Raw genomic sequence first — 22,258 nt, 5'->3', positions numbered from 1 at the left:
GGATATCAAGAGCAGCGCACCGTAGGCCATGCCACGCCTATCCAACGACCCCGGTCTTCACGACGAGCCCGCTGAGTTCGATCAGACGCCGCGTGAGCTTGCGGCGCTCGACCTGCCAAGAGCGCATGTCATGAGGTGCACGTATGACCTCGGTGGGTATTGAGCGGATTTAATGTTTGGAGAGGAAGGGGAGTATAAGGCGGTGGCTATCTCGTCGCCTAGAGTGATTGGAATGGCTTCGGGTGTGGCACTTCTGTATGGCGGAGAGGGTGGGCATTCGAAGTCGCGCCTGCGCGCTCCCACTGAGGGGGCCTGCCCCCTCGTGTCTCCCCACGCAGGGGAGTGTCTCCCCCGCGATCCCCCTCGTTCGAATCCCACCGCATCAGCTCGCGATGGCAATCCGACAGGCACGTTTTCCCAATCCCACACGGCACTTTTCGGTGGCGGAGAGGGTGGGATTCGAACCCACGGTCCCTTTCAGGACAACGGTTTTCGAGACCGTCCGATTCGGCCGCTCTCGCACCTCTCCGCGCAAGGTCAGACAAAGACGTGCAGCTTACCGTGGACGCCTGTGAGATTCAAATGAAATCACGAGGTTGAGGGGAATTTCTTTCACCATTAGGGAGAACCATGGATTGAAGGGAAATATGATTCCAATTTGTGATGACACCATGAAGCCGTAGACTCACCTGGTACAGGATAGCCGGACGGAAACTCTCGTCAGACTTATGATTTTCGAGAGGTCATCCGAATAAGTCTAGGGCAGGGGGGCTCGCCTACGCCTCCTGATCCGACTGAGGTTGAGCATTCTGTGGTCAGACATCCACCGGTTACCATTCCAGCCGGCGACACCATTCTTGATGTGCTGCGTTGGCGGGCTGAGCGCCAGCCTGAGCAAATCGCGTACGTCTATCTGCGTGATGGACTGAGCGCCGACCAGGCCCTGACATATCGAGACCTGGTGGCCCGTGCTCGGTCTATTGCCGGCTACCTTCAAGCCAAATTTGCGCCGGGGGAACGACTCCTTCTGGTGTATCCACCTGGTCTTGAATTCGTGCAGGCCTTTTGGGGAGCGCTCTACGCGGGCCTCATTGCCGTGCCGGTTCCGCCTCCGGACGCATTCCGCGTGAAGGCCGGCATGGCGCGTGTCCAATGCCTTGCCCAAGATGCCGGTATCGCCGGCGCCGTAACCACCTCCCAGATTCTGGACACACTCCGGTCGCAGGAATGCGCGATGCCATTGGATCAATGGATCACGAACGATCGCGCGCGCTCGGCGGATATCACCTGTTGGAATGAGATGCATCCGCGGCCCTCCCATCTCGCTTATCTGCAATATACGTCCGGCTCGACTTCCGCACCGAAAGGGGTGATGGTCAGCCATGAAAATATGACGGCCCAGAGCCGGTGCATTACTGCTGCCGGTTATTACGATGCCCGATCGGTGACTCTCTCCTGGATGCCGCATTTCCATGACTATGGATTGGTGAAAGGTATCATTCAGCCAGCGTGGATTGGCCGTCCGTCGTATCTCATGTCGCCGCTCACCTTTCTCAAACGTCCGTTGCGATGGCTTGAGGCGATTCAACGGTATGAGGTCACGCATAGTGGCGCGCCTAATTTCGCCTATCGCCGTTGCGTGGAATCGACCACGCCGGAAGAACGGGCCCATCTGGACCTTTCCGGTTGGCAGGTAGCGAGCTGCGGGGCAGAGCCCATCGCAGCCGACACCATCGATCGGTTTGCGGAGGCGTTCGCGCCATCCGGTTTCCAGCGCGAGGCGTTCTTTCCCGCATATGGAATGGCGGAATATACGCTCCTTATTTCGTTAAAGCGGGAGGGAGTGGTTCCTACCGTGGCGACTCTTGATGCCGCAGCCTTGGAACAGGGGGCGGTCATTGAGGCTCGCGGCGACGGAAGGCCGGTTCGGCGGGTGGTGGGATGCGGCATACCTGTCGGCGATACCCGGGTGGTGATTGCGCACCCCGAAACGCGTTCCCGCTGCGCGTTGCAACAGGTTGGAGAAATCTGGCTGTCCGGCGCGAGTACGACACAAGGCTATTGGAACAATCCCGACGAAACCGCGCGAACGTTTCGGGTCAGACTCGAAGATACCGGCGAGGGGCCGTTCTTACGAACCGGCGACCTCGGGTTTGTGAAGGATGGCGAAGTCTTCGTGACGGGCCGGTTAAAAGACCTGCTGATTGTTCGAGGCCGCAATCACTATCCCCAGGACATCGAGCGAACCGCTGAATCATGCCATGCGGCGCTTCGGGTCGGTGGCGCGGCGGCGTTTACGGTTGAGGAAGCCGGCGAAGAAATGGTGGTGCTGGTTCAGGAAGTGGAACGCCAGGCGACGCCACTTGCCACTGAGGACCTGGCGGCGGCCATACGAGCCGCCCTGTCCGAGCAGCATGATCTCCATGTGCCGTCCATCATCTTCATCAGGGCGGGGAGCCTTCCGAAGACGTCCAGCGGCAAGGTGCAGCGGCGCGCCTGCCGCGAACAATATCTCGCTGGCCGATTGTCAGTCATCGGCAAAAGTGTGGCGCCGCTTCCCCTCGAACACCCTTCGACGGTCATTCACCTGGACGCATTGCACGGGCTTTCAGGGGAGGCGCGCCGACGGACAATTCAGGAGATGGTGCAGAAGCTGCTGGCGGATCGGCTTGGTCGCACTCCGGAATCAATCGCGGTTGATCGGCCGATAGCTCTCTTGGGACTCGATTCACTGATGGCAGCGGAGGTGCTACATCGCCTCGAAGAAGCGTTTCGGCTGCCGCTTTCGCTCCAGGCGATTCTGGGCGGCGCAACGCCAGGTGATCTGACAACGACGATCGAAGGTGGGTTGGTAGGCGAAGCGATAGAAACACCCAGAACGGTTCGCGCGGATGGTGTTGCCGGCAATGTCTTTCCACTGTCGGAAAATCAGGCTGCTCTCTGGTTTTTGAGTCAGTTGGATCCGCAGAGCGCCGCGGCAAATGTGTCCGTGCTGTTGCCTCTGCCGTCCGACGTGAAGGAGGACCGGTTACGACAGGCGCTGGAGAGTCTTGGTGACAAGCATGCCATGCTTCGCACGACGTTCGAGACGCGGCAGGAGGGACCGGTTCAACGGGTCCATGACCGGCTACCGTTGAGTTGGACCAAGGTCGATAGCACCGCCTGGGATTGGCCACGGGTGCGGCGGGAGTCTCTGGAAACTGCGGCGATTCCATTCAACCTCACGCAGGGTCCCCTGTGGCGAGCCTTTCTGTATCATGGCGGGCAGCAGACCTGGTTGTTGTTGATCGCCCACCATATCGTCGTGGATGGCTGGTCAATGATTCAGCTGGTCGATGACCTGAAACAACGCTATGCCTCCGCCGAGACAGGCCCGCCAGAGCAGGCGAGCGGTTCTCACGAGCTCCCGGCGCCGTATGATGAATTTGTCGAGTGGCATCGAACCCAGCTGGAAGGGCAAGAGGGCCATCGATTGGCGCAATACTGGACGGCGAAGTTGGCCGGTGACGTACCGAATTATGACATGCTTTACGACCGGCCTGAGACAACAGTTGAGCCAGGACACTATGCCTGGCACGCATTCCATATTGAGGGCGACCTGGCTCGCCGCCTCAAGGAATTTGCCAGGACCGAGGGCACGACCGTGTACGCCGTCTGTCTGACCGCACTCCAAGTCCTGCTGAATCGTTACACAGCTCAAGAAGATACGATCATTGTTACGCCGGTATTCGGCCGCAGCCGGGCTCGTTTCGCACACACGGTCGGTGACTTTGTAAACATGCTGGTGTTGCGGGAGAGCCTGCAGCCGGAGTCTACGGGCCGTGAGCTGTTGACGCAGACGAAGCAGACCCTCTTGGATGCGCTCGCGCATCAGGATTATCCCTATGCGCGGCTGGTGGCGGATCTCCGATCAGCTCGGCAGGGACCGCGCGCTCCCTTGGCACAGGTGCTGTTTGTCTTACAGCAGTTCAAGTTGTTGGCAGCACTCGACAGGCGGATGAGCGCGCCGGCGACATTGTCATCGGAGGGTGGATTGCCTGCGTGGGAAGCCTATGTGATTCCCCAACAAAGCGGTCAATTCGATCTCTGTATTGAACTGGCAGAATCGGAAGCGGGATTCAGCGGGTATGTCGAGTATAAGGACGCCCTGTTCGGCGCGGATCGGATTGCTCGCCTGCAGGCGCATTTCGTGCGGGTGCTGGAGGGGCTGGTCGGCCATCCAAGCGACAGGATCGGCAGCCTGCCGCTCATGTCCGAGGCGGAAACACGGCAGACCGTGCTGGCATGGGGGCAGTCCTCTGGCGCGGGGGAACCCGAGGTGTGTCTCCACCGCGTGATCGAGGCGCAGGTCAGGAAGACTCCCGGAGTCGTGGCGGTCGAACAGGACGGACAGTCGCTGACGTATCGAGAATTGGATGCGCGCGCGAATCAAGTCGCCCATTACCTCCGTCGTCGCGGCGTTGGACCGGGTGTGGTGGTCGGGCTGTGCGTGGAGCGATCGCCAAATTTGATTGTTGGCATGCTGGGCATTCTCAAATCGGGCGGCGCCTACCTGCCTTTGGATGCCGATTACCCGACCGTACGCTTGGAATACATGTTGCGGGACAGTGAGGTACGGGTCTTAGTGACGCAGCAGAATCAGCTGGTCCGCCTGCCCGCCACAAATCCGCATACCATCTGCCTCGATTCGGAATGGGACCAGATTGCGAAATTCCCCGACAGTCCCATCGAGGGAACTGATGCCTTGGACAATCTGGCCTATGTCATCTACACGTCAGGATCCACCGGTCACCCGAAGGGGGTGATGATCGAGCATCGATCGATCGCCAACTATGTGCGAGCCATTACGAAGATCGTCGACCTGACAAGCCGGGATCGGGTGCTGCAATTCGCGTCGTTGAGTTTCGATACCGCCGCAGAAGAAATCTTTCCCTGTCTGGCCGCAGGCGCAACGTTGGTCCTGCGCACCGCGACAATGGTGGATTCGGTATCCGGTTTTCTGGATCGGTGTCGTGACTTGAACCTGACGATCCTGGATCTACCCACGGCCTACTGGCATGAGCTGGTCACCCGGATGGATCTGGAGCAGCTCGCGTTTCCTCCCTCCATCAGGACTGTGATCATCGGGGGCGAGCGGGTCCTTCCGCAGATCGTGCAGCAATGGGCGAAGCTCATGGGGGCGAACGTTCGTGTGATCAATACCTACGGGCCGACAGAAACGACCGTCGCCGTCACCTGGTCGGATCTGACCGGTCTGGGTGCCCACGATGAAGAGGTCGGCGAACTTCCGATCGGGCGCCCCATTCCGCATACGTCCGTCTATGTGTTGGATCGCCATCAACAGCCGGTTCCCGTAGGGGTGCCTGGAGAGCTCTACATCGGCGGCCTGGGAGTTGCGCGAGGATATCGGGGGCGGCCCGATCTGACTGAGGCCAAATTCATTCCCGATCCCTTTTCCACCCTCCCGAGCGCCAGACTCTATCGAACCGGTGATCTAGTCCGGTGGCGAGCTGACGGGCAGTTGGACTATCGCGGCCGTGCCGATCGTCAGGTCAAGATCCGCGGGTATCGTATCGAGTTGGAAGAAATCGAGGCCGTGCTGAACCGGCATCCGGATCTGGAACGGGCGGTGGTCGAAGTACGTGAAGACCAGCCCGGAGATAAGCGGATTGTGGCGTTCATGGTTCCACGTCCGAATAACCGGCTGGGATTGGTGCAATTGCGCGAACAGCTTCGCACCCACTTGCCCGCGCACATGATTCCCTCGACCTTTATCGAGATGGAAACGCTTCCCCTGACCACCAACGGCAAGGTGGATCGAAAGGCGCTGCAAGTCGCCGCGGACAGTCGCGCCAGCAAGGTCGAGTTGACCTCCGAGTTTCTCGCGCCCCGGACTCCCACCGAACAGGTTTTGGCCGATATCTGGGGGGAAATCCTCCAGCTCAAGGACGTCGGCGTGCATGACCATTTCTTTGAGCTGGGCGGGCATTCTCTTCTCGCCACACAGCTTGTGTCGAGGATCCAATCTCTATTCCGCATCACGCTCCCGCTTCGGCAGGTCTTTGAACGTCCGACCATTGCCACGTTGGCTGAGGTCATCACCCACACACAGGCTGGAGAGCAGCCACAGCAGGGGCGGAGCGACGCTGCGATTACTCGAACCCGGAGAGGAATCCCGCTCCCCCTGTCATTCGCGCAGGAACGGATGTGGTTCCTCTATCGACTCTCACCGGAGGCCGCCGCCTACAATATTCCCGCCAGCGTCCGCCTGCATGGCCCGCTCAACAAACCGGCGTTGCGATGGGCGATTGGTGAGCTGGTCCGGCGGCATGAAGCGCTCAGGACCACCTTTGCCCAGGTGGATGCTCAGCCGCGCCAGATCATCCACGACGTCTTGGACCCGGTCTGGGTGGAGGAAGACCTGCGCGGATTGCCGGCTGAACTTCGTGAGCCGCGAGCCCTTGAACTCGCGACGGCAGAGGCGCGACGACCGTTTAATCTCGAGCAGGGGCCGCTCTTGCGTGTCTTGTTGATTCAGCTCGGCGATGAAGATCAGGTCGTGATCCTGAACACCCATCACATCATTTCCGATCAATGGTCCTACGGGATCATCGCGCGAGAACTTGTAGCGTCCTACAATGCATTCTGTGCGGGTAGGCCGTTTGCCGTTCAGCCTGATCTGGCCATTCAGTATGCGGACTTCGCGCAGTGGCAGCGGGAATGGCTCACCGGTTCAGTGCTGGAAGCACAACTCGCGCATTGGAAATCGAAACTCACCGATCTGCCCGTCCTGAGCTTGCCGGCCGACCGGCCGCGTCTGCCGGTACATTCCTTCAAGGGCGACCATGTCTCGGTCGATCTGTCCTGGTCGCTGGTCAATCGTCTCAAGCAGCTGAGCGTGCGCGAAGGAGTGACGCTCTACATGGTGTTTCTGGCCGGATTCTTCGGCCTCCTCCATCGTCTCACGCAACAGCGGGACCTGGTCATCGGCACACCGATCGCCAACCGTAACCGCCTGGAGAGCGAGGAGCTGATCGGCACCTTTGTCAATACCCTGGTGTTGCGAACGGACGTCACGGGCGAGCTCACATTTCGGGAATTGCTGCTGAAGGTACGCGACCTGTCGCTTGACGCCTATGCGCATCAGGACATTCCGTTCGAAAAGCTCGTGGAGGAATTGCGGCCGGACCGCAGCCATGGCGGCTTGCCACTGGTGCAAGTGTTGTTCAACTTTGCCAATACGCCCTTTGCCCGCACGGAGTTTCACCATCTCTCCTGGACTCCCTATGAAGTGAGCCGTGGCGCGGCCCAACTTGACCTCGGGCTGTCCATCGATCCGCACGCGTCGCGAAAAGCCTATCTGGAATTCAATACGGACCTGTTCGATCGCACCACCGCCGAACGCTGGATTGCGCAGTACCGGCAACTGATGGAAACGGTTGCGGAACACCCGGAGGCGCAACTCGGACGCGTGTCGATTCTCACCGGGCAGGAGCAACATCGAATGTTGCGCGAGTGGAATGCCACCGACCGGCCGGTCGATCAAGGAGTGTGCTTTTATCAGTTATTCGAGGCGCAGGTCAGTCGCACGCCGGATGCCGTCGCCTTGTTGTGTGAAGGGCGCGAGTGGACCTATGCGGAACTGAATCGTCGTGCTAATCAGTTGGCCCATCATCTGCGTGACTGCGGCGTGGGTCCCGATGTCGTGGCGCCGGTCTTTTTGGAGCGCTCGCCGGACCTGCTGATCAGCCTGTTGGCGGTCATGAAAGCAGGCGGCGCCTATCTGCCCCTGGTTCCGGGGTTGCCGATACGAAGACTGGCGGCCATGATCGAGGCCAGTCATGCGGCGGTCCTGATCACCAATTCCAACCTCGTCAGCGGGCTGCCGCAGCATCAACTCCGTGTCGTGTGTCTGGATCGGGAGGGGCAGGCCCTGGCGTGTCAATCTGAGGCGAATCCCTCGCCGCTGTCCAAGCCGGAGCATCTGGTCTATGTGTTGTTCACCTCCGGTTCAACCGGGCAGCCGAAGGGGGTGGAGATCGAGCATCGCGCGCTGGTGAATCTTTTGCGCTCCATGGAGCAGGAGCCGGGGATCACGCATCGCGATGTCCTGGTGGCGCTCACGCCGCTCTCCTTCGATATCGCCGGGCTGGAATTGTACCTTCCGCTGTTGCTTGGCGCGAAAATTGTGCTGGCGAATCGTCAGCAGGCGATGGACGGAGCCTGGTTGCAACGGGAGCTCGATCATGGCGCGGTGACGATGCTGCAGGCGACTCCCGCGACCTGGCGGATGATTCTGCAGTCCGGGTGGAAGGGAGGGCGCGGTGTCAAAGTCTTGTGTGGAGGAGAAGCACTGCCGTGCGAATTGGCGCAGGAGCTGCTGACCAGAGCCGGATCTGTGTGGAATGTGTATGGGCCGACCGAAACCACGATTTGGTCGACGTTGGAACGGGTACGCAGCGCCGAGAGGATAATTTCTCTCGGGCGTCCGATTGCGAACACGCAAGTCTATGTGTTGGATTCCAATCGTGAGCCGGCGCCGGTCGGGATACCGGGGGAGTTGTATATCGGCGGGATGGGGCTGGCCAGAGGCTACAGAGGACAGCCTCAACTGACGGCAGAGCGGTTTGTCTCCAACCCGTTCCGGCCTGGCGAACGACTCTATCGCACCGGCGACCAGGTAAAATGGCTGCCTGACGGGCGGTTGGACTATGTCGGCCGGATTGACTACCAGGTCAAATTACGCGGGTTCCGGATCGAGCTCGGTGAAATCGAGACGGTGCTGGGGAATGATCCGACCGTGAAACAGGCGGTCGTCATCGTGCGGGAAGATGTTCCCGGAGACAAGCGCCTGGTGGCCTATGTGTCCCCGCGGGACGGGAGCGCCTGTGATCCAGCCGGTCTTCGCCGGGCCCTGCGGGAGGTGCTTCCGGATTATATGGTGCCGGCTGCTATCGTCCCTCTCAACGAGTTCCCGTTAACACCGAACGGGAAGGTGGATCGCGCGTCGCTTCCGGCGCCCTCGGCCGAGCCGGCGCATGACGGCCTCCAGGCAATCGAGCCTCGAAATCGGATCGAGTTGCAGCTGGTGGCAATATGGGAGCAGGTGCTAGGCATGACGCCGATCGGCGTGCGCGACAATTTTTTCGCATTGGGCGGGTATTCTCTGTTGGCGCTGCGAATGTTCAGCGCGATCGAGCGGACCTTCGGTACGCGCCTGCCGATGGCGGTGTTGTTCCAGGCGCCGACGATCGAGCAATTGGCGGATGTCCTGGCCGATGAAGGATGCACGGTGCGGTGGCGTTCTCTCGTGGCGATTCAACCGGAGGGAAAGCGGCCGCCGCTGTTTGCCGTGCCCGGCGTCGGGGGCAATGTGCTGGTGTTCGCACGCCTTGCCAAATTGTTAGGTGACGACCAACCCTTCTACGGATTGCAGGCGCGAGGACTCGACGGAAAAGAAAAGCCGTTCATGCGGGTGGAGGAGATGGCGGCGCACTACATCGAAGAGATCCGGTCCGTGCAGCCGCGCGGCCCCTATTTCATCGGGGGCACCTGCACGGGCGGGCTGGCCGCCTATGAAATCGCGCAACAGCTCACGGCGCAGGGGGAAGAGGTCCTTCTGACCATCATGGAATCATGGCATCCACGATCCTACCTGAATCACTGGAGTCGTCCGCCGTATTTGCTCTGGCCGCTGTTGTTTGTATGGATGAAAGTCACGACCTACCTTCGACTCATGCGGCGGTTACCTGCCCGCGAATGGGCGGCGTTCTGGAAGGGAAAGTTGCAACGCATGTGGAGTCTCATGCACCATTCCGAAGCTGCGGAACATCAGGACGAGTTCTTATACAAGGATCAAGTCACGTACGCCACCTTCCATGCTGTGGCGCGGTACGAGTTGAAACCATTCCACGGGCAGGTCTTGAACGTGATCGCATCCAAACACCCGCTGACCAACTCCGGAGACGATACGCGGTTGGTCTTTGGCGAGCGGGCGCTGGGAATGAGCCGGACGGTCTATCTTCCGGCGGAGGACTCCGGACGCTTGTTCGTCGCGCCGCATGTGCAAGAACTTGCCCATCACCTCAAGGCGTTTTGGCAGGAGGCGGAAACTATGCTCCGGAAACGGCCCGATGGACGGGGTGACGGGCCGACGACGAAGGTCGCGTAGGCTCTCCTGCAATTACGGCCTCTTAGGCTCCGCAAAACGGAAGCGACGGCACCATGATCAAAATGTATCGGTTTCTCCTGTTTCTCCTGCGTGATGCCCGGACGATGATGGTTCTCATGGTCCTGACCGGGCTGCTAGCCGGCCTTTCTAGCGTTGGCTTGTTGGCAGTCATCAACAAGCTCATCAACGGTGCCGGAACCACCTCAGAATTGTTTGCAGTTGCCTTCGTCGGTCTGGCCGTGCTGAAAGTCGGATCAAATTATCTCTCCCAACTGCTGCTGGTCTCCTTCGCCCAAAAGACGATCTTAAAATTGGGCATGGATCTCTGCTGGAAAGTGGTGCGCGCGCCCTATCGCACGTTGGAGCGTCGCGGGCCGCATGAGATTCTCGCAACCCTGACGGATGACACGAATGCTCTGGCCTGGGCGGTGAACGGGTTGCCGGGATTGGCCATCAATGTCGCGATTCTGGCCGGCTGCTCGCTCTACCTGGCCTGGTTGTCCTGGCAGGCGTTCCTGGGGGTGATCGTCCTCGCCGTAGTGGGATTGCTGGGGTATCGCCAACTCTACAACCGGGTGTTGCAGTCGTCGCTGGCGGTGCGCGACTCGAAGGGCGTCCTCTTCGAACATTTCCGCAGTCTGACGGAGGGCATGAAGGAGTTGATGCTGCACAGAGGCCGTCGCGAAACCTTTGTCGAAGAGGATATCCGGCACGCGGCCGAAGCCTTGCGACGTCATAACCTGACTACGACCAGACAGTATCTCGTGACGGACTCCTGGACCCAGGTGCTGTTTTATGGGTTGATCGGCGTCATTCTTCTGCTCTTTCCGCGGTTTCTTTCTCTGTCGGGTGAATCGCTGACCGGGTATGCCTTTGCCATGCTCTACATGATCGGTCCGATGTGGGGCTTGCTGGGCATGGTTCCGACGCTGAGCCGCGGGCAGGTGGCGTTGGAAAAGATTGAATCGCTGGGGCTGGCACTCGATGAGGGAGGTCGGGAAGGCGGAGCGGAGCGGCCGGTGGCGCAGGGGAGCCAGTGCGTGGAATTCTCCCGGGCGGTGTTTGCCTACGACCCGAAGGGTGAGGATGAACGCTCATTTAGCCTGGGACCGTTGGATCTGTCGATTCGCTCGGGTGAACTCGTCTTCATCATCGGAGGGAACGGCAGCGGCAAGTCGACCTTTGTGAAAGTGCTCACGGGGCTCTATCTGCCGCAACAGGGACAGGTGACGTTGAACGGCGAGGCGATCACGGCCGCGACGCAGGACTGGTACCGCCAGCATTTTGCAGCGGTCTTTTCCGATTTCTATCTTTTCAAAAAGCTGTTGGGACTGGATCCCTCGCTGGTGGCCAGTCAGGCGGACGGGTGGTTGAAGACGCTTCGTATCAATCACAAGGTCAGTATCGAACAGGGCGAATATTCCACGGTGAATTTGTCGCAGGGGCAACGGAAGCGTCTGGCCCTCGTGACGGCGATGCTGGAAGACCGGCCGTTTTATGTCTTCGATGAATGGGCTGCCGATCAGGATCCCCAATATAAGGAAGTCTTCTACGGGGAGTTGCTGCCGGATCTGCGGGCGCGGGGGAAAGGGGTCATTGTGGTGACGCACGATGACCGGTATTTCCATGTGGGCGACCGCGTGTTAAAACTGGACGACGGTATGATCGTCGAAGCGTCAACCGGCGTCGCCTTCAGTGCCACGCACCGCCCTACACCTCTCTTGAAACCGGTTGCCCGGTCATCGGCGTAAGACGGGCGGCGTCCGTCATGAGAGGCGAATAATGTCGCGTGTGCCCGATCCCTCGTTCGCATCTCCTTCGTTTCCCCTTCTTGATCCGCGGGCTGTGCATGTCTGGTTCTGCGAACTCTCTCGCTATGCCGATTGTCAGGTGTCCTTTGCCGCACAGCTCTCTGATGACGAGCGGACCCGGGCGGCACGATTTGCCTTTGAGCGGGATCGTCAACGGTTCATTCTCTCGCACGGATTGCTGCGCCTGTTGCTCTCCCGTTATACGCATATGGAAGCCGGCCAGATTCAATTCGCCACGGGCCCGCATGGGAAACCAGCCGTCACCGGGCCCTCAGTCGCTTCCGGCGGTATCCGGTTCAGCCTCTCTCATTCCGGAGAGTATGCGCTGGTGGCGGTGGCCCGAGGCCGGGAAGTCGGCGTTGATGTGGAGGTGCGCAAGGCGGAGCGTGAGTGTCTCAAACTGGCAGCGCGGTTCTTCGCTCCGGCGGAATCGCAGACGATAGCGAGCCTTCACGGGGACGCGCAGCAACGCCTGTTTTATCGCTTTTGGACGGCCAAGGAGGCCTATCTCAAAGGGCGCGGTGTCGGGCTGTCACTCGGCCTGGACCGATTCGAGATCGTGTTCGATGCGCAGGCGCCGGATGCCCGGGTGCGGCTGACAGATTCGGGAACCTTTGACCGGACCTGGCAGATTCAGTTGCTGTCGCTGCCAAATCACCTGGCTGGAGCGGTTGCCGTTGAAGGCAGTGACTGGAAACTGCAGTGCCACGAGTCGGCGGCCTATGCTCTCGACTAACTCGACTTCCTCTGGGCCGCTCCCTTTCTCAACTCTCGAAAGAAATCCTGCAGCAGGGCCTGGCTCTCTTCCGCGCACACACCTCCGACGACGTCTACGCGATGGTTCAGTCCTGGCTCCGGCGGAATATCCATGATGGAACCACAGGCGCCGGCTTTCGGATCGAGCGCTCCAAAGACGAGGCGCGGGATACGGGCCAGGATAATGGCGCCGATGCACATCGTGCAGGGTTCCAGAGTGACGTAGAGCGTACTCTCGGTGAGGCGCCAGCTGTTCATCTGTTTGGCTGCTTCCCGGATCGCAAGCAGTTCCGCATGCGCGGTGGGGTCCTGATCGGTTTCCCGCAGATTGTGGGCTCTGGCGATGACCATGCCGTCACGGACGAGCAGGGCAGCGATCGGTACTTCGCCGATCAGCGGCGCCTCTCGGGCGAGGGTCAGGGCCTGCTGCATGAACTGTCTATCGAGGTCGTGGTGCATGGGGCAGGGTGTTGTGATCAGTGTCCGAAGACACACATCGTCCTGTGACGACGGACATGCTAGCATGTTTGGGGTGAGCACCGCAGGGGGCATTCGTCGGGGGAACTGATGGCTAGGTCTGGCCGATCAAATAGATGGCCCCGGTCGGTTCGGGGCGTCCACCGTCCGGTTCCACGGTCACGGCGAATTTCTTCATCCGTGGAAACTCACCCATATTCTTAATCAACATGCGAGCCTTCTGCCCTGCATCCAATCCAAACACGCCGGCGCTGACCGGTTTGTCATCGATGGCCCAGAGTTGATACACCTTGCCGGTCGGTAGGGCCGGTAAGTTGAAGGCGTAGAGCCATGCCTTCTTGCTCGCAGGATCGATCAGGAGAAATGCGCCGGCTGATTTCGCCATGTCGGAGCCGGATAGTAAGACGACTTTCGATGTTGGATTTTTAAACAGCGCGACAAATGTTTCGCTTTGCTGGGCAAGCCGCAGCAATGAACTGTCATGCAGAGTGAGTTGTTGATGCGCATCATCCAGCTCGGCCTCCCGTTGAAGCACTTGATCGCGCAGCTCGGCCACCTCGGTCGTGCGTTGGTCCAAATCAGATTTCAGTGAATTCACAGTCTGTTCGCGTTGGCGCAACTCCGATTGCAGGCCGGCCACGCGGGAGGCCTCCTGTTGTACCGCGGCTTGCAGTTGTTGAATTTCGCCTGAGCGTTGAGCCGTCTGCGCATAGTTCATCCAGGCGAGATATCCGCCTCCAAAGATCAGCACGGCGGCAGCGAATCCCATGGCGAGACGGAAGGGCAACGAACGGGCGGGCGTGATGGGAGGGAACAGATGGTTCATCCATTCGCCCGGTTCCAGACTGGATCGTGGGCCCGGTTGTTTGGTTTCTACCTGGCTTGTGGTCCAGGCCGGCGCCATCAGGATTGCCGCTTTCAACGTATTGGGAGGCGTGGACGGGGTGAGGCCGAAGGGAAGCAGCGAGGCCACGGTTTGATAATCCTTCAAGGCGGCATGACAGGCGGCGCAGCCGGACAGAAGATGCGCTTCGATAGCCTGCCGCTCGGAGCGTTCGAGGGCGCCGATCGCATACAAGGGAACTGCTTCTTCCAGTTCCTCGTGTGTCATAGCTGGTGACCTTGCGGGAGCGTCTCGTGCAACGAGGCGCGGAGTTTCGACATGGCCAGTTTGATTCTGGTCTTCACGGTTCCCAACGGTTGATTCAATTTCGCGGCGATCTCCGTATGGGTCAGTCCCTGGTAAAAAGCCATTTCGATCGCCTGTTGTTGTGGGAGCGGCAGATCAAGGATAGCTTTCGCCATCAATTGCCGCATTTCAGTATCTTCCCTGGCTTCATACGGATTTGGACTGACGTCGGGCGTGACCGAGACCAGCGGGTGCTCGAACGAGTCGGCGACGATGTGTTGACCTCGCGAGGTGCGTGAGCGTAACCGGTCGATCGCGCGGCTGCGGGTCAATGTCACCAGCCAGGCGATGGGGCTCCCTCGTCCCACATCGTATTTGGCGATTTTCCGCCAGACTTCAAGATAGACATCCTGGAGCAGTTCCGCCGCCTCATCGCGATCGGTGAGGATACGATAGGCCAGGGTGAACAGCAGGGTGGAAGATTGATCGTAGAGCTGGCCGAATGCCTGCTGGTCACCCTTCGCCACGCGGGCCAGCAGTTTGGGGTCGATTGCGGATGCGGCTTGTCGGGAGGCGGATTCCATGCAGTCGGCCTGGGCGCGGGCGGTATTCCTCTGGATCAGAATTGGGCCCACTATAACACTGTCTGAGAAAAACGACTAATCGGATGTAAGTTTGCGCGCCGCGCGTAGCAGGAGCGCCGCGCTCTGTTTAGAAGTACGTACGCAGGATGTCCGCGGCATCGTGAGCGCCGGAGAGCGGCGGCGGGGGCGTGGCAGGGGATTGGGCCAGGGCACACCGGATCGCCGGCTCCCATTGGCCCTGATGGAAGGCCTCGAGAGAGAGTTCAGCGCCCCGGCCATGCCGGTGCAGGTAGTCCACGAGGGATTGTTCGTCCGCGAAATTGTAGCGGCGCACATAGACGACGGGAATGCCGAGCGCGACGGATTCCACGGTGGTGCCGTACCCGGGCTTGGTCAGAACCAGATCCACCGACGCCAGGATTTGCTTGAAGGGAAGGCCGACCGCCGAGAGTGACGAGACCCGGCGAAGCCCTTCGGGGACAGGGCCGTCAAATAGAAACCGGAAGCCGTGCATCGCCTCCATCTGGTCGAACGGAGGGGTTTGCAGAGGAATCCCACCGAACCCCACCAGCATGACCTTCTCGGATGCCTCCGCCCCGACGGCCTGATGGAGTGTGGCGGTCTGCCGCTCGGTTGGGTCCGCGATAGGACCCACGTCGCGCTGGTTTCGAAAGGCGGTGACTGCGAGGCCGGGAGCCACGCGCAGGAAACAATCGGCTTTTGCATAGGCCTCGCGGATCTGCCGCATGATGGCGGCATGGTCCGGTTCAGCAGGATCGACGAACGGTTCCAGGACCAGGTCCCAGGAGAGGGAGCAGAGCCCGATGGTCGGAATTCCGGCGGCGGCGCCGGCGGCGATGCCCAGGTGCGAGATATCAGAAAGCACAAGGGTGGGGTTGGTCTGTCGGATGAGGGCTGCTTCCGCGTCGATCGTCTTGTCCCACTCGGTATGCAAGGATCGGTGAGCGGCCCAGGTGCCTGCGACATCGATGGTCAGCGGCCCCTGTTGGATACAGCCGATATCTTGTCGGGCGGAGCTCAACTCCCAGGGAATGGAAAGGCGAGGCTGGAAAAAGCCAGCGGGAACCGTCGTTCGGAGGAGCGCCTTGAGGTTCGGTACCAGCCGTCCAAGCGCATTGAGCACCGGCACGACTTGCGCCGCATGGCCGTAGCCATGACCGGAGATGGAGCACCAGATCAGCGGCATAGCAGGCAGCTGAAAAAGACTCCCAACGTCGTTCTCGACTCGGAATCCTCCTCAACGTACCTCTGAACGTACGTCTCCGGGTCTTCCTCGTCTGCGGCCTCGTTGGATGGCTTTTTTGTGCACCCTACAAGGGCTGTGCAGGTCAACTCCATCTTGCTTCAGCTGTTCGAGTAGTCGGATTCCATCGGGGCGATGTTGTACATGAGTTCCAAGTCGAATTCATCGATCAGTTCGTTCACGGCCTCGCGGCCCATGTCGGAGCGGACTTCGTTGATGACCAGTTCAATGGCCATGGCCGCATGCTGACCATATTGGCTGATGGCGGATTCAATCCTCTGTCTGGCTGTGTCGAGCGTCATAGGTCCTCCAGCCGGCGTCAGCCGAGCGTTCGTAGCAATTGTTGGAGTTCCGGCACTAAGTCCACTCCGCCGTTGGATCGGCCAGAAACCGCCGCGTCGATACCGGCTTTCAAGACCGGCTTGGCTTCGTCCTTCTTTCCCAGTGATACGAGGGCACGTCCAAGGGCAAGGTGAGACGCGACATGGGTGGGATCCAACTGCGTCGCGACGGTGAGGTGCTCGGCCGCCTCCTCGATGCTGCCGCCTTCCTGCAGGATCTTATTGCCCAGCCCGTATCGGCCCAGAAATCCTTTGGGGTTTTTCTCCACCATCTGACGAAATGCGCTGATATCCATGGAACTCCTTGTCAAGCGTTGTTGATCGAGCGATAAGGAGAGAATCTTACCACTACCCCTGTTCGATCAGCTATGGGCGGCGCGAAGCCGTGCGAGGCGATCCCGGTCTGCAGCCGAGGGAGCACGCCCGGTACCGAGCGCCAGGTGATGGAGCCGTTCCACGCAACGGATCGCGGCAATGGTGTCCTGCCGGCCTTCATACAGGTCGGCGAGTTCCCGGAGCACCGCAGCCTCTCCGGACGGATTACCGAGCTTGATAAAGTGTTCGGTGGCATTGTTGAAACACCGTTCCGCCTCAACAGACCGCCCGCTCTCCAGAAACATTTTTCCCATCTGGCTATAGGTTCCGGCCAGACCCTCTTCATTGCCCACCACGCGATGGGAGTCCAGTGCCTGGGTGAACAGCCGCACCGATTCATCCCACTGTTGCTGCCGGGCTTCTTCCAACGCAAGGTTGTGGTAGAGAATGCCCAGCGCGCGATGGTCATTGAGCGGTTTCAGGAGATCCAGCGCTTCGAGGTAGTAGGGACGGGCTTTCTGCGGCTTGTCGGCCCCGATGTGCAAATTGCCTAGATTCACGAGTGTATGGGCAATGGCATGCGGGTCGCGCTCGTTGCGTTGGATGGCGAGCACTTCCTTGTAGCACCGGTCGGCTTCCTCGAAGGCGCCGGCCAGGGCCAGGGTGTTGCCCAGATTGCCGAGACTGTTCGAGAGTTCACGTGGCGTTCCCGCAAGGCGGTCATCCTTGACCGCGGCTTCCCAGGCGGCCCGCGCCTGGACAAGATCGCCTCGATGAAGAAAGATGCGTGCGCGATGTTTATCGTTTTCAGCCATGGAGTGCGTGAAACGTTAGACGTGAAAGGTGAAACGTCTGACGTAGAAAGACATATGGACAGGGGTGATCATGCCCGTTTACGTTCGATCCGGGACGGTGAACGTTGTGCGTTTCACGGTTGACGTCTCACGCCTCACGTCAGTCTCCACCCTTGGGCGTGTCTTTCCGGAATTCCACGACGATGTCGTCTTCTTCGTCCAAGCCTAAACCGGCACGAAACGATCCGAGCAGTTCCGTGACATGGCTCAGGTGCCGGGGATCTTTGCCATCCGGCGAGGCCAGGTACGCCTCTGCGAGGGTCATGCCCGTTTGAAAATGACGGGCGATCGTTTCCTCGGTCACCTGTTGCCAGGTGATGTAAATGCAGAACGCCTGGAACTGGTGCGCGCCGGGATGGCGGGTGGCCAGCGCAAGCAGTTGCTCATAGGCGTCCCTCGCCGTGGCGCCGGCATTGGAGGAAAACGTCTCTTCCAATTCAATGGCCTCGTCCCAGTCGGCGCCGAGTTCAGCCTCGGCTTCCCGCAACGTCTCTTGCGCGGCCAGCGCGGCATCAAATCGCATGCAGTCCTCACCGGTGTGGAGTGTCGATGGTCGCCTCTCGTTGCAGAATACTGGGTGCGCGGAAAGGAGGTCAATGCTGTTCGACGCCTGAGGCACCAGCCGGAACCCCGGAATAGGGTACAGTCTTAAGTGGAAACCCGGCAATGCGCTGTCATGAGCCTTGCAGCCGCCTTCATTTCCCCTGAGACGGTCACACCGCAAGTCGTTCTGATCCTCATTGATTTCGCCCCTGCCGTGCCTGGTCATCGCTGTTCATTCGCTTAAGTTTCTCTCCATTGAGACCGATGGTACAGCATGTAGGAATGGGCCGTCAGCCGGAGGCCCAGGCGTGGAGTGTGTCCGATCTTCTGGGAAGCAGCGGGATGATGGTGTATCAAGTTGGGTGCGTTGTGGCGGCCTTGCTGGTGACCGGTTGCATGGTCACGCCAAGCCCTGTGACGAAGGAAGAAATTCAAGGGCGCGTCAGCCAGGATCTCCGCGCGATCCTGCAGGAGCAAGAGCCGATCGAGAAGCCGATCGATTTCTATGAGGCGACGGCCAGGGCCCTTCGCTACAACCTCGACGCCAAGGTCAAAGCCATGCAGGCTGCGTTGGCGCACCAGCAACTTAATGTTGCGCATTACCAGCTGCTGCCGCAGGTGGCGGTCAATGCGGGCTTTGACGGTCGGAATAACTTTGCCGGCGGAGGCGCGCAATCGTTGCTGGACGGCCGGCCGATCCTCGAACCCTTTACCTCGATGGACAAGAACGTGTTTAGCGGAAATCTGTCTCTCAGTTGGGATGTGCTGGATTTCGGACTGTCCTACATCCGCGCCAAACAGGCCGGCGACAATATGCTGATCGCGGAGGAGGAACGGCGCCGGATTGCCGTTCGGCTGTTGCAGGATGTGCGGAATGCGTTCTGGCGGGCCGTCAGCGCCGAGCGGCTGTTGCCGCAGGTCCGGCAGCTCGACAGCATGGTCGAGAAGGCGTTGAGCCAAAGCCAAGCCATTGTGGATCGTAAACTTCAGGCGCCCCTCACTCCGTTGAACTACCGGAGGGACATGCTGAATATTCAGCGGGAGGTGCAAAAACTCATCCGCGAACTCAGCACGGCCAAGATCCAGCTCGCGTCGTTGATGGGGCTTCCTCCGGGGGTCCAATTCGAGGTCCGGCAGCCATCCCGTCATGCCAGCCCGCTGCTCGACAACCTGGATGCAGAGAGCCTGGAGCAACAAGCGCTGACGTTCCGACCGGAGCTGCGGGCGATTGATTATCAAAAACGGATCAACGCCAAAGAAGCCAAGGCCACGTTGCTGGAGTTGTTCCCCAGCATGAAATTGCAGTTCGGCGGGTACTATAACTCGAATTCATTTTTCCTCTATCAAAACTGGTTGAATTATGCCGCCCAGGTCAGTTGGAACCTCATGGGAGTCTTTCGCGTGCCGGCGAAGTACAAGGCGATCGAGGCGCAGCGGGCGGTGCTTGACGCCCAGAGCCTGGCGCTGACGATGACCGTTTTGACCGAAGTGCATGTGGGGGCTGCTCAATTCATATTGGCGAAAGACGAATTGGGGAATGCTCGAACCTATCAGGAAACACAGCGGGCCATCGTCGAGCACACCCATAGTTTGTGGATCACGAACAGCACGAATGATTTGGTGTTGTTGCGTGAAAAGGTCAATCAGATTCTCGCGGAAGTCAGGCTGGACGTGGCGCAAGCGGGAGTCGAGACGGCATATGCCACCCTTCGGTCCGCCGTCGGGGAAGAGGCGGTGCCACCGTCCGGTCCGGAGCAGACGCTGTCCGGTTTGGCGGACTCATTGCGGCAGCTCTGGGAGCCGATGCCAGCCGGTTTTCCAGAAGCGTCCCGGGAAAGGCAAAACGATGCGACCACCGTGGTTCCTTAGCGGCATGGCTCTGCTCGCGTTGGGATGGGGGGGCGGTTCGGCCCTCGCGAGTGAGGCAAAAGGCGAGCGCCCGTTGCAGGTCGTGAGGGTAGACAAAGGGGCGATTCGCGGGATTGTGAAGGCGGCGGCCCAGGCGGTGTTGTACGCGCAGGTCCAGGGCCGCATCAGCCAGGTGCCCTTTAAGGAAGGTCAGCGTTTTGAAAAGGGAAAGGTTCTTGTCCAGCTTGACTGCGAGAAATACAAGGCCGAACTCGCGGCGGTGAAGGCGGAGTACGAAGCCAAGGAAAAAACCGCACAGAACAATCGTTCTCTCATGACGCTCAATGCCGTCAGCACGCTGGACCTTGAGGTGTCTGAGGCGGAAGAGCGAAAGGCGGCGGCGGCCATCAAGGTGGCTGAAGTGAACGTGAAGGGGTGCCATATTACCGCCCCCTTTTCCGGACGTGTCGTCGGGGTGATGATCAATGAATACGAAAATGTGTTTCCGAACGACAAGCTAGTGAGCGTGTTGGATGATACGAGTTTGGAAATCGAGCTTGTGGTGCCCTCGTCCGCGTTGGCATGGCTGCGACGAAAGGCTCCGTTCACGTTTGTGGTCGACGAAACCCAGCATGGTTACCCGGCGATGGTCAAAGAGATCGGCGCCAATGTCGATCCGGCCAGTCAGACCATCAAAATCGTCGGAGTATTCAATCGATTGCCGGCTGACATTCTTGCCGGGATGAGCGGGTCCGCGCAGTTTGCCGCAGGGCAGCCCTAGGAGAGATGAGCGTGCAGGCGACCACCACTCAGGAACCAACGTCCCGAGAAATTTCGACCCTGATTCATCTGGCGACGTTGACGCACTTGGAAGGCCAGGTGCGGGCGGCGACGACGTTGCAGGAACTGCAGTTTGTCGCCGTCAATGAAACCCGCAGGCTGGTTCCCTATGAACAGGCGGTGCTGCTGAGCGCCACTGATTTTGGCGGGGCCCGCTATCACGCCACGGCGGCGTCGAGTGTGGCGGTCATCGATCGGGATGCCCCGATGATGGTCTGGTTGGAAGAGGTCGTACAGGCCGTGCGCCATGGGCAGCCGAGTGACCTGCCCATCATCGTCGATCAGGAAACCATACCGGAATCCTTGCGTGCCGGCTGGCAGGAATTCGTACACGGTTACGTGCTCTGGTGTCCATTGAAGCACCCGGATGACACGGTGTTGGGCGGGTTGTGGCTTGAGCGGGAGAGTCCCTGGCAGGAGAACGATGTCATAATTGTACACCGCCTGTCAGGAAGTTTCGCCTATGCGTGGAAGGCGCTGTCGAAAAGACACATTCCGTGGACCGCGTGGCTCACCCGACCGTCCTTCGTGTTGATAGCGGTTGCCGCAGTCGGCCTGCTCTGTCTTCCGGTCCGCATGTCGACGGTGGCCCCGGTCAAAGTGGTGGCGCAGGATCCGGTCATCGTGAGCGCGCCCATGGACGGGGTGATCGCCGAGATGGTGGTCGCGCCGAATACGATGGTGCAGCAGGATCGCCTGCTGCTCCGGTACGACGATACCAATATCCGCAATCAATTCCGGGTTACGGAACAACAACTGGCGGTGGCGAGGGCTGAGCATGCCCAGGCCATCCAGTCGGGGTTCGGCGATCCCCAGCGCAAGGCGGAGGTGCCGTTGAAGGCGGCGGAGGTGTCGCTCAAGGAGACCGAACTCGAGTATGCGCAGGAGATGTTGGGGCAGATCGAGGTGCGGGCGCCTCAAGCGGGATTGGTCCTGTACACGGACAAATCTGACTGGATCGGGAAACCGGTGTCGGTCGGGGAGCGCATCATGGAAATCGCCGACCCCGGCCATATCGAGCTGCGCATCGATCTCCCCGTGAGTGACGCGCTGTTGCTGCATGAAGGCGGGGAGGTGATCGCATTCTTCGATGCGCTGCCGCTGGAATCGTTTCCGGGCGCGGTGAGTCGCACCAGTTATCACGCCGAAGTCTTGCCGGGGGATGTCCTGGCCTATCGGGTCATGGCGGATCTTCCCGCCGTTGACCCCCGAATCCGTATCGGTTGGCAGGGATCGGCGAAAGTGTACGGTGAGCAAGGGCCGCTGGCGTTCCTGTTGTTCCGCCGTCCGTTTACCGCGCTCCGCCAATTGCTGGGACTGTAACC

At 60.0% G+C, this 22,258-nt stretch carries 15 protein-coding genes and 1 tRNA gene; 6 read left to right on the top strand and 10 right to left on the bottom strand.

Features of this window, described 5'->3' with window-relative positions; translation table 11 throughout:
- Nucleotides 1-37 precede the first annotated feature (37 nt).
- Both GDA65_07385 and GDA65_07380 read right to left on the bottom strand, forming a co-directional pair.
- The gene (locus tag GDA65_07385) at nucleotides 38-127 is read right to left on the bottom strand and encodes a hypothetical protein (protein ID MBA5862514.1); all 90 of its coding nucleotides are present in this window, start codon (nucleotides 125-127) and stop codon (nucleotides 38-40) included.
- 314 nt (nucleotides 128-441) lie between these two features.
- A tRNA-Ser gene (locus GDA65_07380) sits at nucleotides 442-529 on the bottom strand.
- A 282-nt stretch (nucleotides 530-811) separates the two neighbouring features.
- On the opposite strand from GDA65_07380, the gene GDA65_07375 reads away from it, so the two are divergent.
- The 3 genes from GDA65_07375 to GDA65_07365 are packed head-to-tail and all read left to right on the top strand — an operon-like array spanning nucleotide 812 to nucleotide 12,718.
- On the top strand, nucleotides 812-10,171 hold the full coding sequence (locus tag GDA65_07375) for an amino acid adenylation domain-containing protein (GenBank protein MBA5862513.1): 9,360 nt from the start codon (nucleotides 812-814) through the stop codon (nucleotides 10,169-10,171).
- 53 nt (nucleotides 10,172-10,224) lie between these two features.
- Nucleotides 10,225-11,922, top strand: a complete 1,698-nt coding sequence (locus tag GDA65_07370; GenBank protein ID MBA5862512.1) for a cyclic peptide export ABC transporter — start codon at nucleotides 10,225-10,227, stop codon at nucleotides 11,920-11,922.
- A gap of 31 nt (nucleotides 11,923-11,953) precedes the next feature.
- A complete protein-coding gene (locus tag GDA65_07365) occupies nucleotides 11,954-12,718 on the top strand; it encodes a 4'-phosphopantetheinyl transferase superfamily protein (GenBank protein MBA5862511.1) in 765 nt (254 codons plus the stop codon).
- On the opposite strand, the gene GDA65_07360 is transcribed toward GDA65_07365, so the two are convergent.
- The 8 genes from GDA65_07360 to GDA65_07325 form a co-directional block, all read right to left on the bottom strand.
- Nucleotides 12,715-13,197, bottom strand: coding sequence for a tRNA-specific adenosine deaminase (locus tag GDA65_07360; protein MBA5862510.1), 483 nt, complete (start codon nucleotides 13,195-13,197; stop codon nucleotides 12,715-12,717). The two genes, GDA65_07365 and GDA65_07360, sit on opposite strands and share 4 nt — an antisense overlap.
- A gap of 112 nt (nucleotides 13,198-13,309) precedes the next feature.
- On the bottom strand, nucleotides 13,310-14,326 hold the full coding sequence (locus GDA65_07355; protein ID MBA5862509.1) for a hypothetical protein: 1,017 nt from the start codon (nucleotides 14,324-14,326) through the stop codon (nucleotides 13,310-13,312).
- The gene (locus GDA65_07350) at nucleotides 14,323-14,928 is read right to left on the bottom strand and encodes a sigma-70 family RNA polymerase sigma factor (protein ID MBA5862508.1); all 606 of its coding nucleotides are present in this window, start codon (nucleotides 14,926-14,928) and stop codon (nucleotides 14,323-14,325) included. The genes GDA65_07355 and GDA65_07350 overlap by 4 nt, the downstream gene beginning before the upstream one ends.
- A 127-nt stretch (nucleotides 14,929-15,055) precedes the next feature.
- Nucleotides 15,056-16,135, bottom strand: coding sequence for a hypothetical protein (locus GDA65_07345; protein ID MBA5862507.1), 1,080 nt, complete (start codon nucleotides 16,133-16,135; stop codon nucleotides 15,056-15,058).
- Nucleotides 16,136-16,293: 158 nt separating this feature from the next.
- Entirely contained in the window at nucleotides 16,294-16,494 is a 201-nt protein-coding gene (locus tag GDA65_07340) for a hypothetical protein (protein MBA5862506.1), read from the bottom strand.
- Nucleotides 16,495-16,511: 17 nt separating this feature from the next.
- Nucleotides 16,512-16,829, bottom strand: a complete 318-nt coding sequence (locus GDA65_07335; protein ID MBA5862505.1) for a tetratricopeptide repeat protein — start codon at nucleotides 16,827-16,829, stop codon at nucleotides 16,512-16,514.
- A gap of 66 nt (nucleotides 16,830-16,895) precedes the next feature.
- Nucleotides 16,896-17,663, bottom strand: a complete 768-nt coding sequence (locus tag GDA65_07330; GenBank protein MBA5862504.1) for a tetratricopeptide repeat protein — start codon at nucleotides 17,661-17,663, stop codon at nucleotides 16,896-16,898.
- 139 nt (nucleotides 17,664-17,802) lie between these two features.
- On the bottom strand, nucleotides 17,803-18,225 hold the full coding sequence (locus GDA65_07325) for a hypothetical protein (protein MBA5862503.1): 423 nt from the start codon (nucleotides 18,223-18,225) through the stop codon (nucleotides 17,803-17,805).
- A 284-nt stretch (nucleotides 18,226-18,509) separates the two neighbouring features.
- On the opposite strand from GDA65_07325, the gene GDA65_07320 reads away from it, so the two are divergent.
- Genes GDA65_07320 through GDA65_07310 form a run of 3 tightly spaced genes read left to right on the top strand, consistent with a single transcriptional unit; the run spans nucleotide 18,510 to nucleotide 22,256 of the window.
- Nucleotides 18,510-20,114: a TolC family protein gene (locus GDA65_07320; GenBank protein ID MBA5862502.1), complete on the top strand. Its 1,605-nt coding sequence runs from the start codon at nucleotides 18,510-18,512 to the stop codon at nucleotides 20,112-20,114.
- Entirely contained in the window at nucleotides 19,858-20,874 is a 1,017-nt protein-coding gene (locus GDA65_07315; protein ID MBA5862501.1) for an efflux RND transporter periplasmic adaptor subunit, read from the top strand. The genes GDA65_07320 and GDA65_07315 overlap by 257 nt, the downstream gene beginning before the upstream one ends.
- 5 nt (nucleotides 20,875-20,879) lie before the next feature.
- Nucleotides 20,880-22,256, top strand: coding sequence for an HlyD family efflux transporter periplasmic adaptor subunit (locus tag GDA65_07310; GenBank protein MBA5862500.1), 1,377 nt, complete (start codon nucleotides 20,880-20,882; stop codon nucleotides 22,254-22,256).
- The last annotated feature ends 2 nt before the right edge of the window (nucleotides 22,257-22,258 follow it).

Source organism: Nitrospira sp. CR1.1 (assembly GCA_014055465.1).
Taxonomy (GTDB): Bacteria; Nitrospirota; Nitrospiria; order Nitrospirales; family Nitrospiraceae; genus Nitrospira_A.
Note: the sequence above shows the minus strand (reverse complement) of the source record. Positions and strands in the feature narration are given on the sequence as shown.

Coding starts and splice junctions, on each gene's coding strand:
- GDA65_07385 (MBA5862514.1), bottom strand. CDS start 127: ATGCGCTCTTGGCAGGTCGAGCGCCGCAAGCTCACGCGGCGTCTGATC.
- GDA65_07370 (MBA5862512.1), top strand. CDS start 10,225: ATGATCAAAATGTATCGGTTTCTCCTGTTTCTCCTGCGTGATGCCCGG.
- GDA65_07365 (MBA5862511.1), top strand. CDS start 11,954: ATGTCGCGTGTGCCCGATCCCTCGTTCGCATCTCCTTCGTTTCCCCTT.
- GDA65_07360 (MBA5862510.1), bottom strand. CDS start 13,197: ATGCACCACGACCTCGATAGACAGTTCATGCAGCAGGCCCTGACCCTC.
- GDA65_07355 (MBA5862509.1), bottom strand. CDS start 14,326: ATGACACACGAGGAACTGGAAGAAGCAGTTCCCTTGTATGCGATCGGC.
- GDA65_07350 (MBA5862508.1), bottom strand. CDS start 14,928: ATGGAATCCGCCTCCCGACAAGCCGCATCCGCAATCGACCCCAAACTG.
- GDA65_07345 (MBA5862507.1), bottom strand. CDS start 16,135: ATGCCGCTGATCTGGTGCTCCATCTCCGGTCATGGCTACGGCCATGCG.
- GDA65_07340 (MBA5862506.1), bottom strand. CDS start 16,494: ATGACGCTCGACACAGCCAGACAGAGGATTGAATCCGCCATCAGCCAA.
- GDA65_07335 (MBA5862505.1), bottom strand. CDS start 16,829: ATGGATATCAGCGCATTTCGTCAGATGGTGGAGAAAAACCCCAAAGGA.
- GDA65_07330 (MBA5862504.1), bottom strand. CDS start 17,663: ATGGCTGAAAACGATAAACATCGCGCACGCATCTTTCTTCATCGAGGC.
- GDA65_07325 (MBA5862503.1), bottom strand. CDS start 18,225: ATGCGATTTGATGCCGCGCTGGCCGCGCAAGAGACGTTGCGGGAAGCC.
- GDA65_07320 (MBA5862502.1), top strand. CDS start 18,510: ATGGTACAGCATGTAGGAATGGGCCGTCAGCCGGAGGCCCAGGCGTGG.
- GDA65_07315 (MBA5862501.1), top strand. CDS start 19,858: ATGATTTGGTGTTGTTGCGTGAAAAGGTCAATCAGATTCTCGCGGAAG.
- GDA65_07310 (MBA5862500.1), top strand. CDS start 20,880: ATGAGCGTGCAGGCGACCACCACTCAGGAACCAACGTCCCGAGAAATT.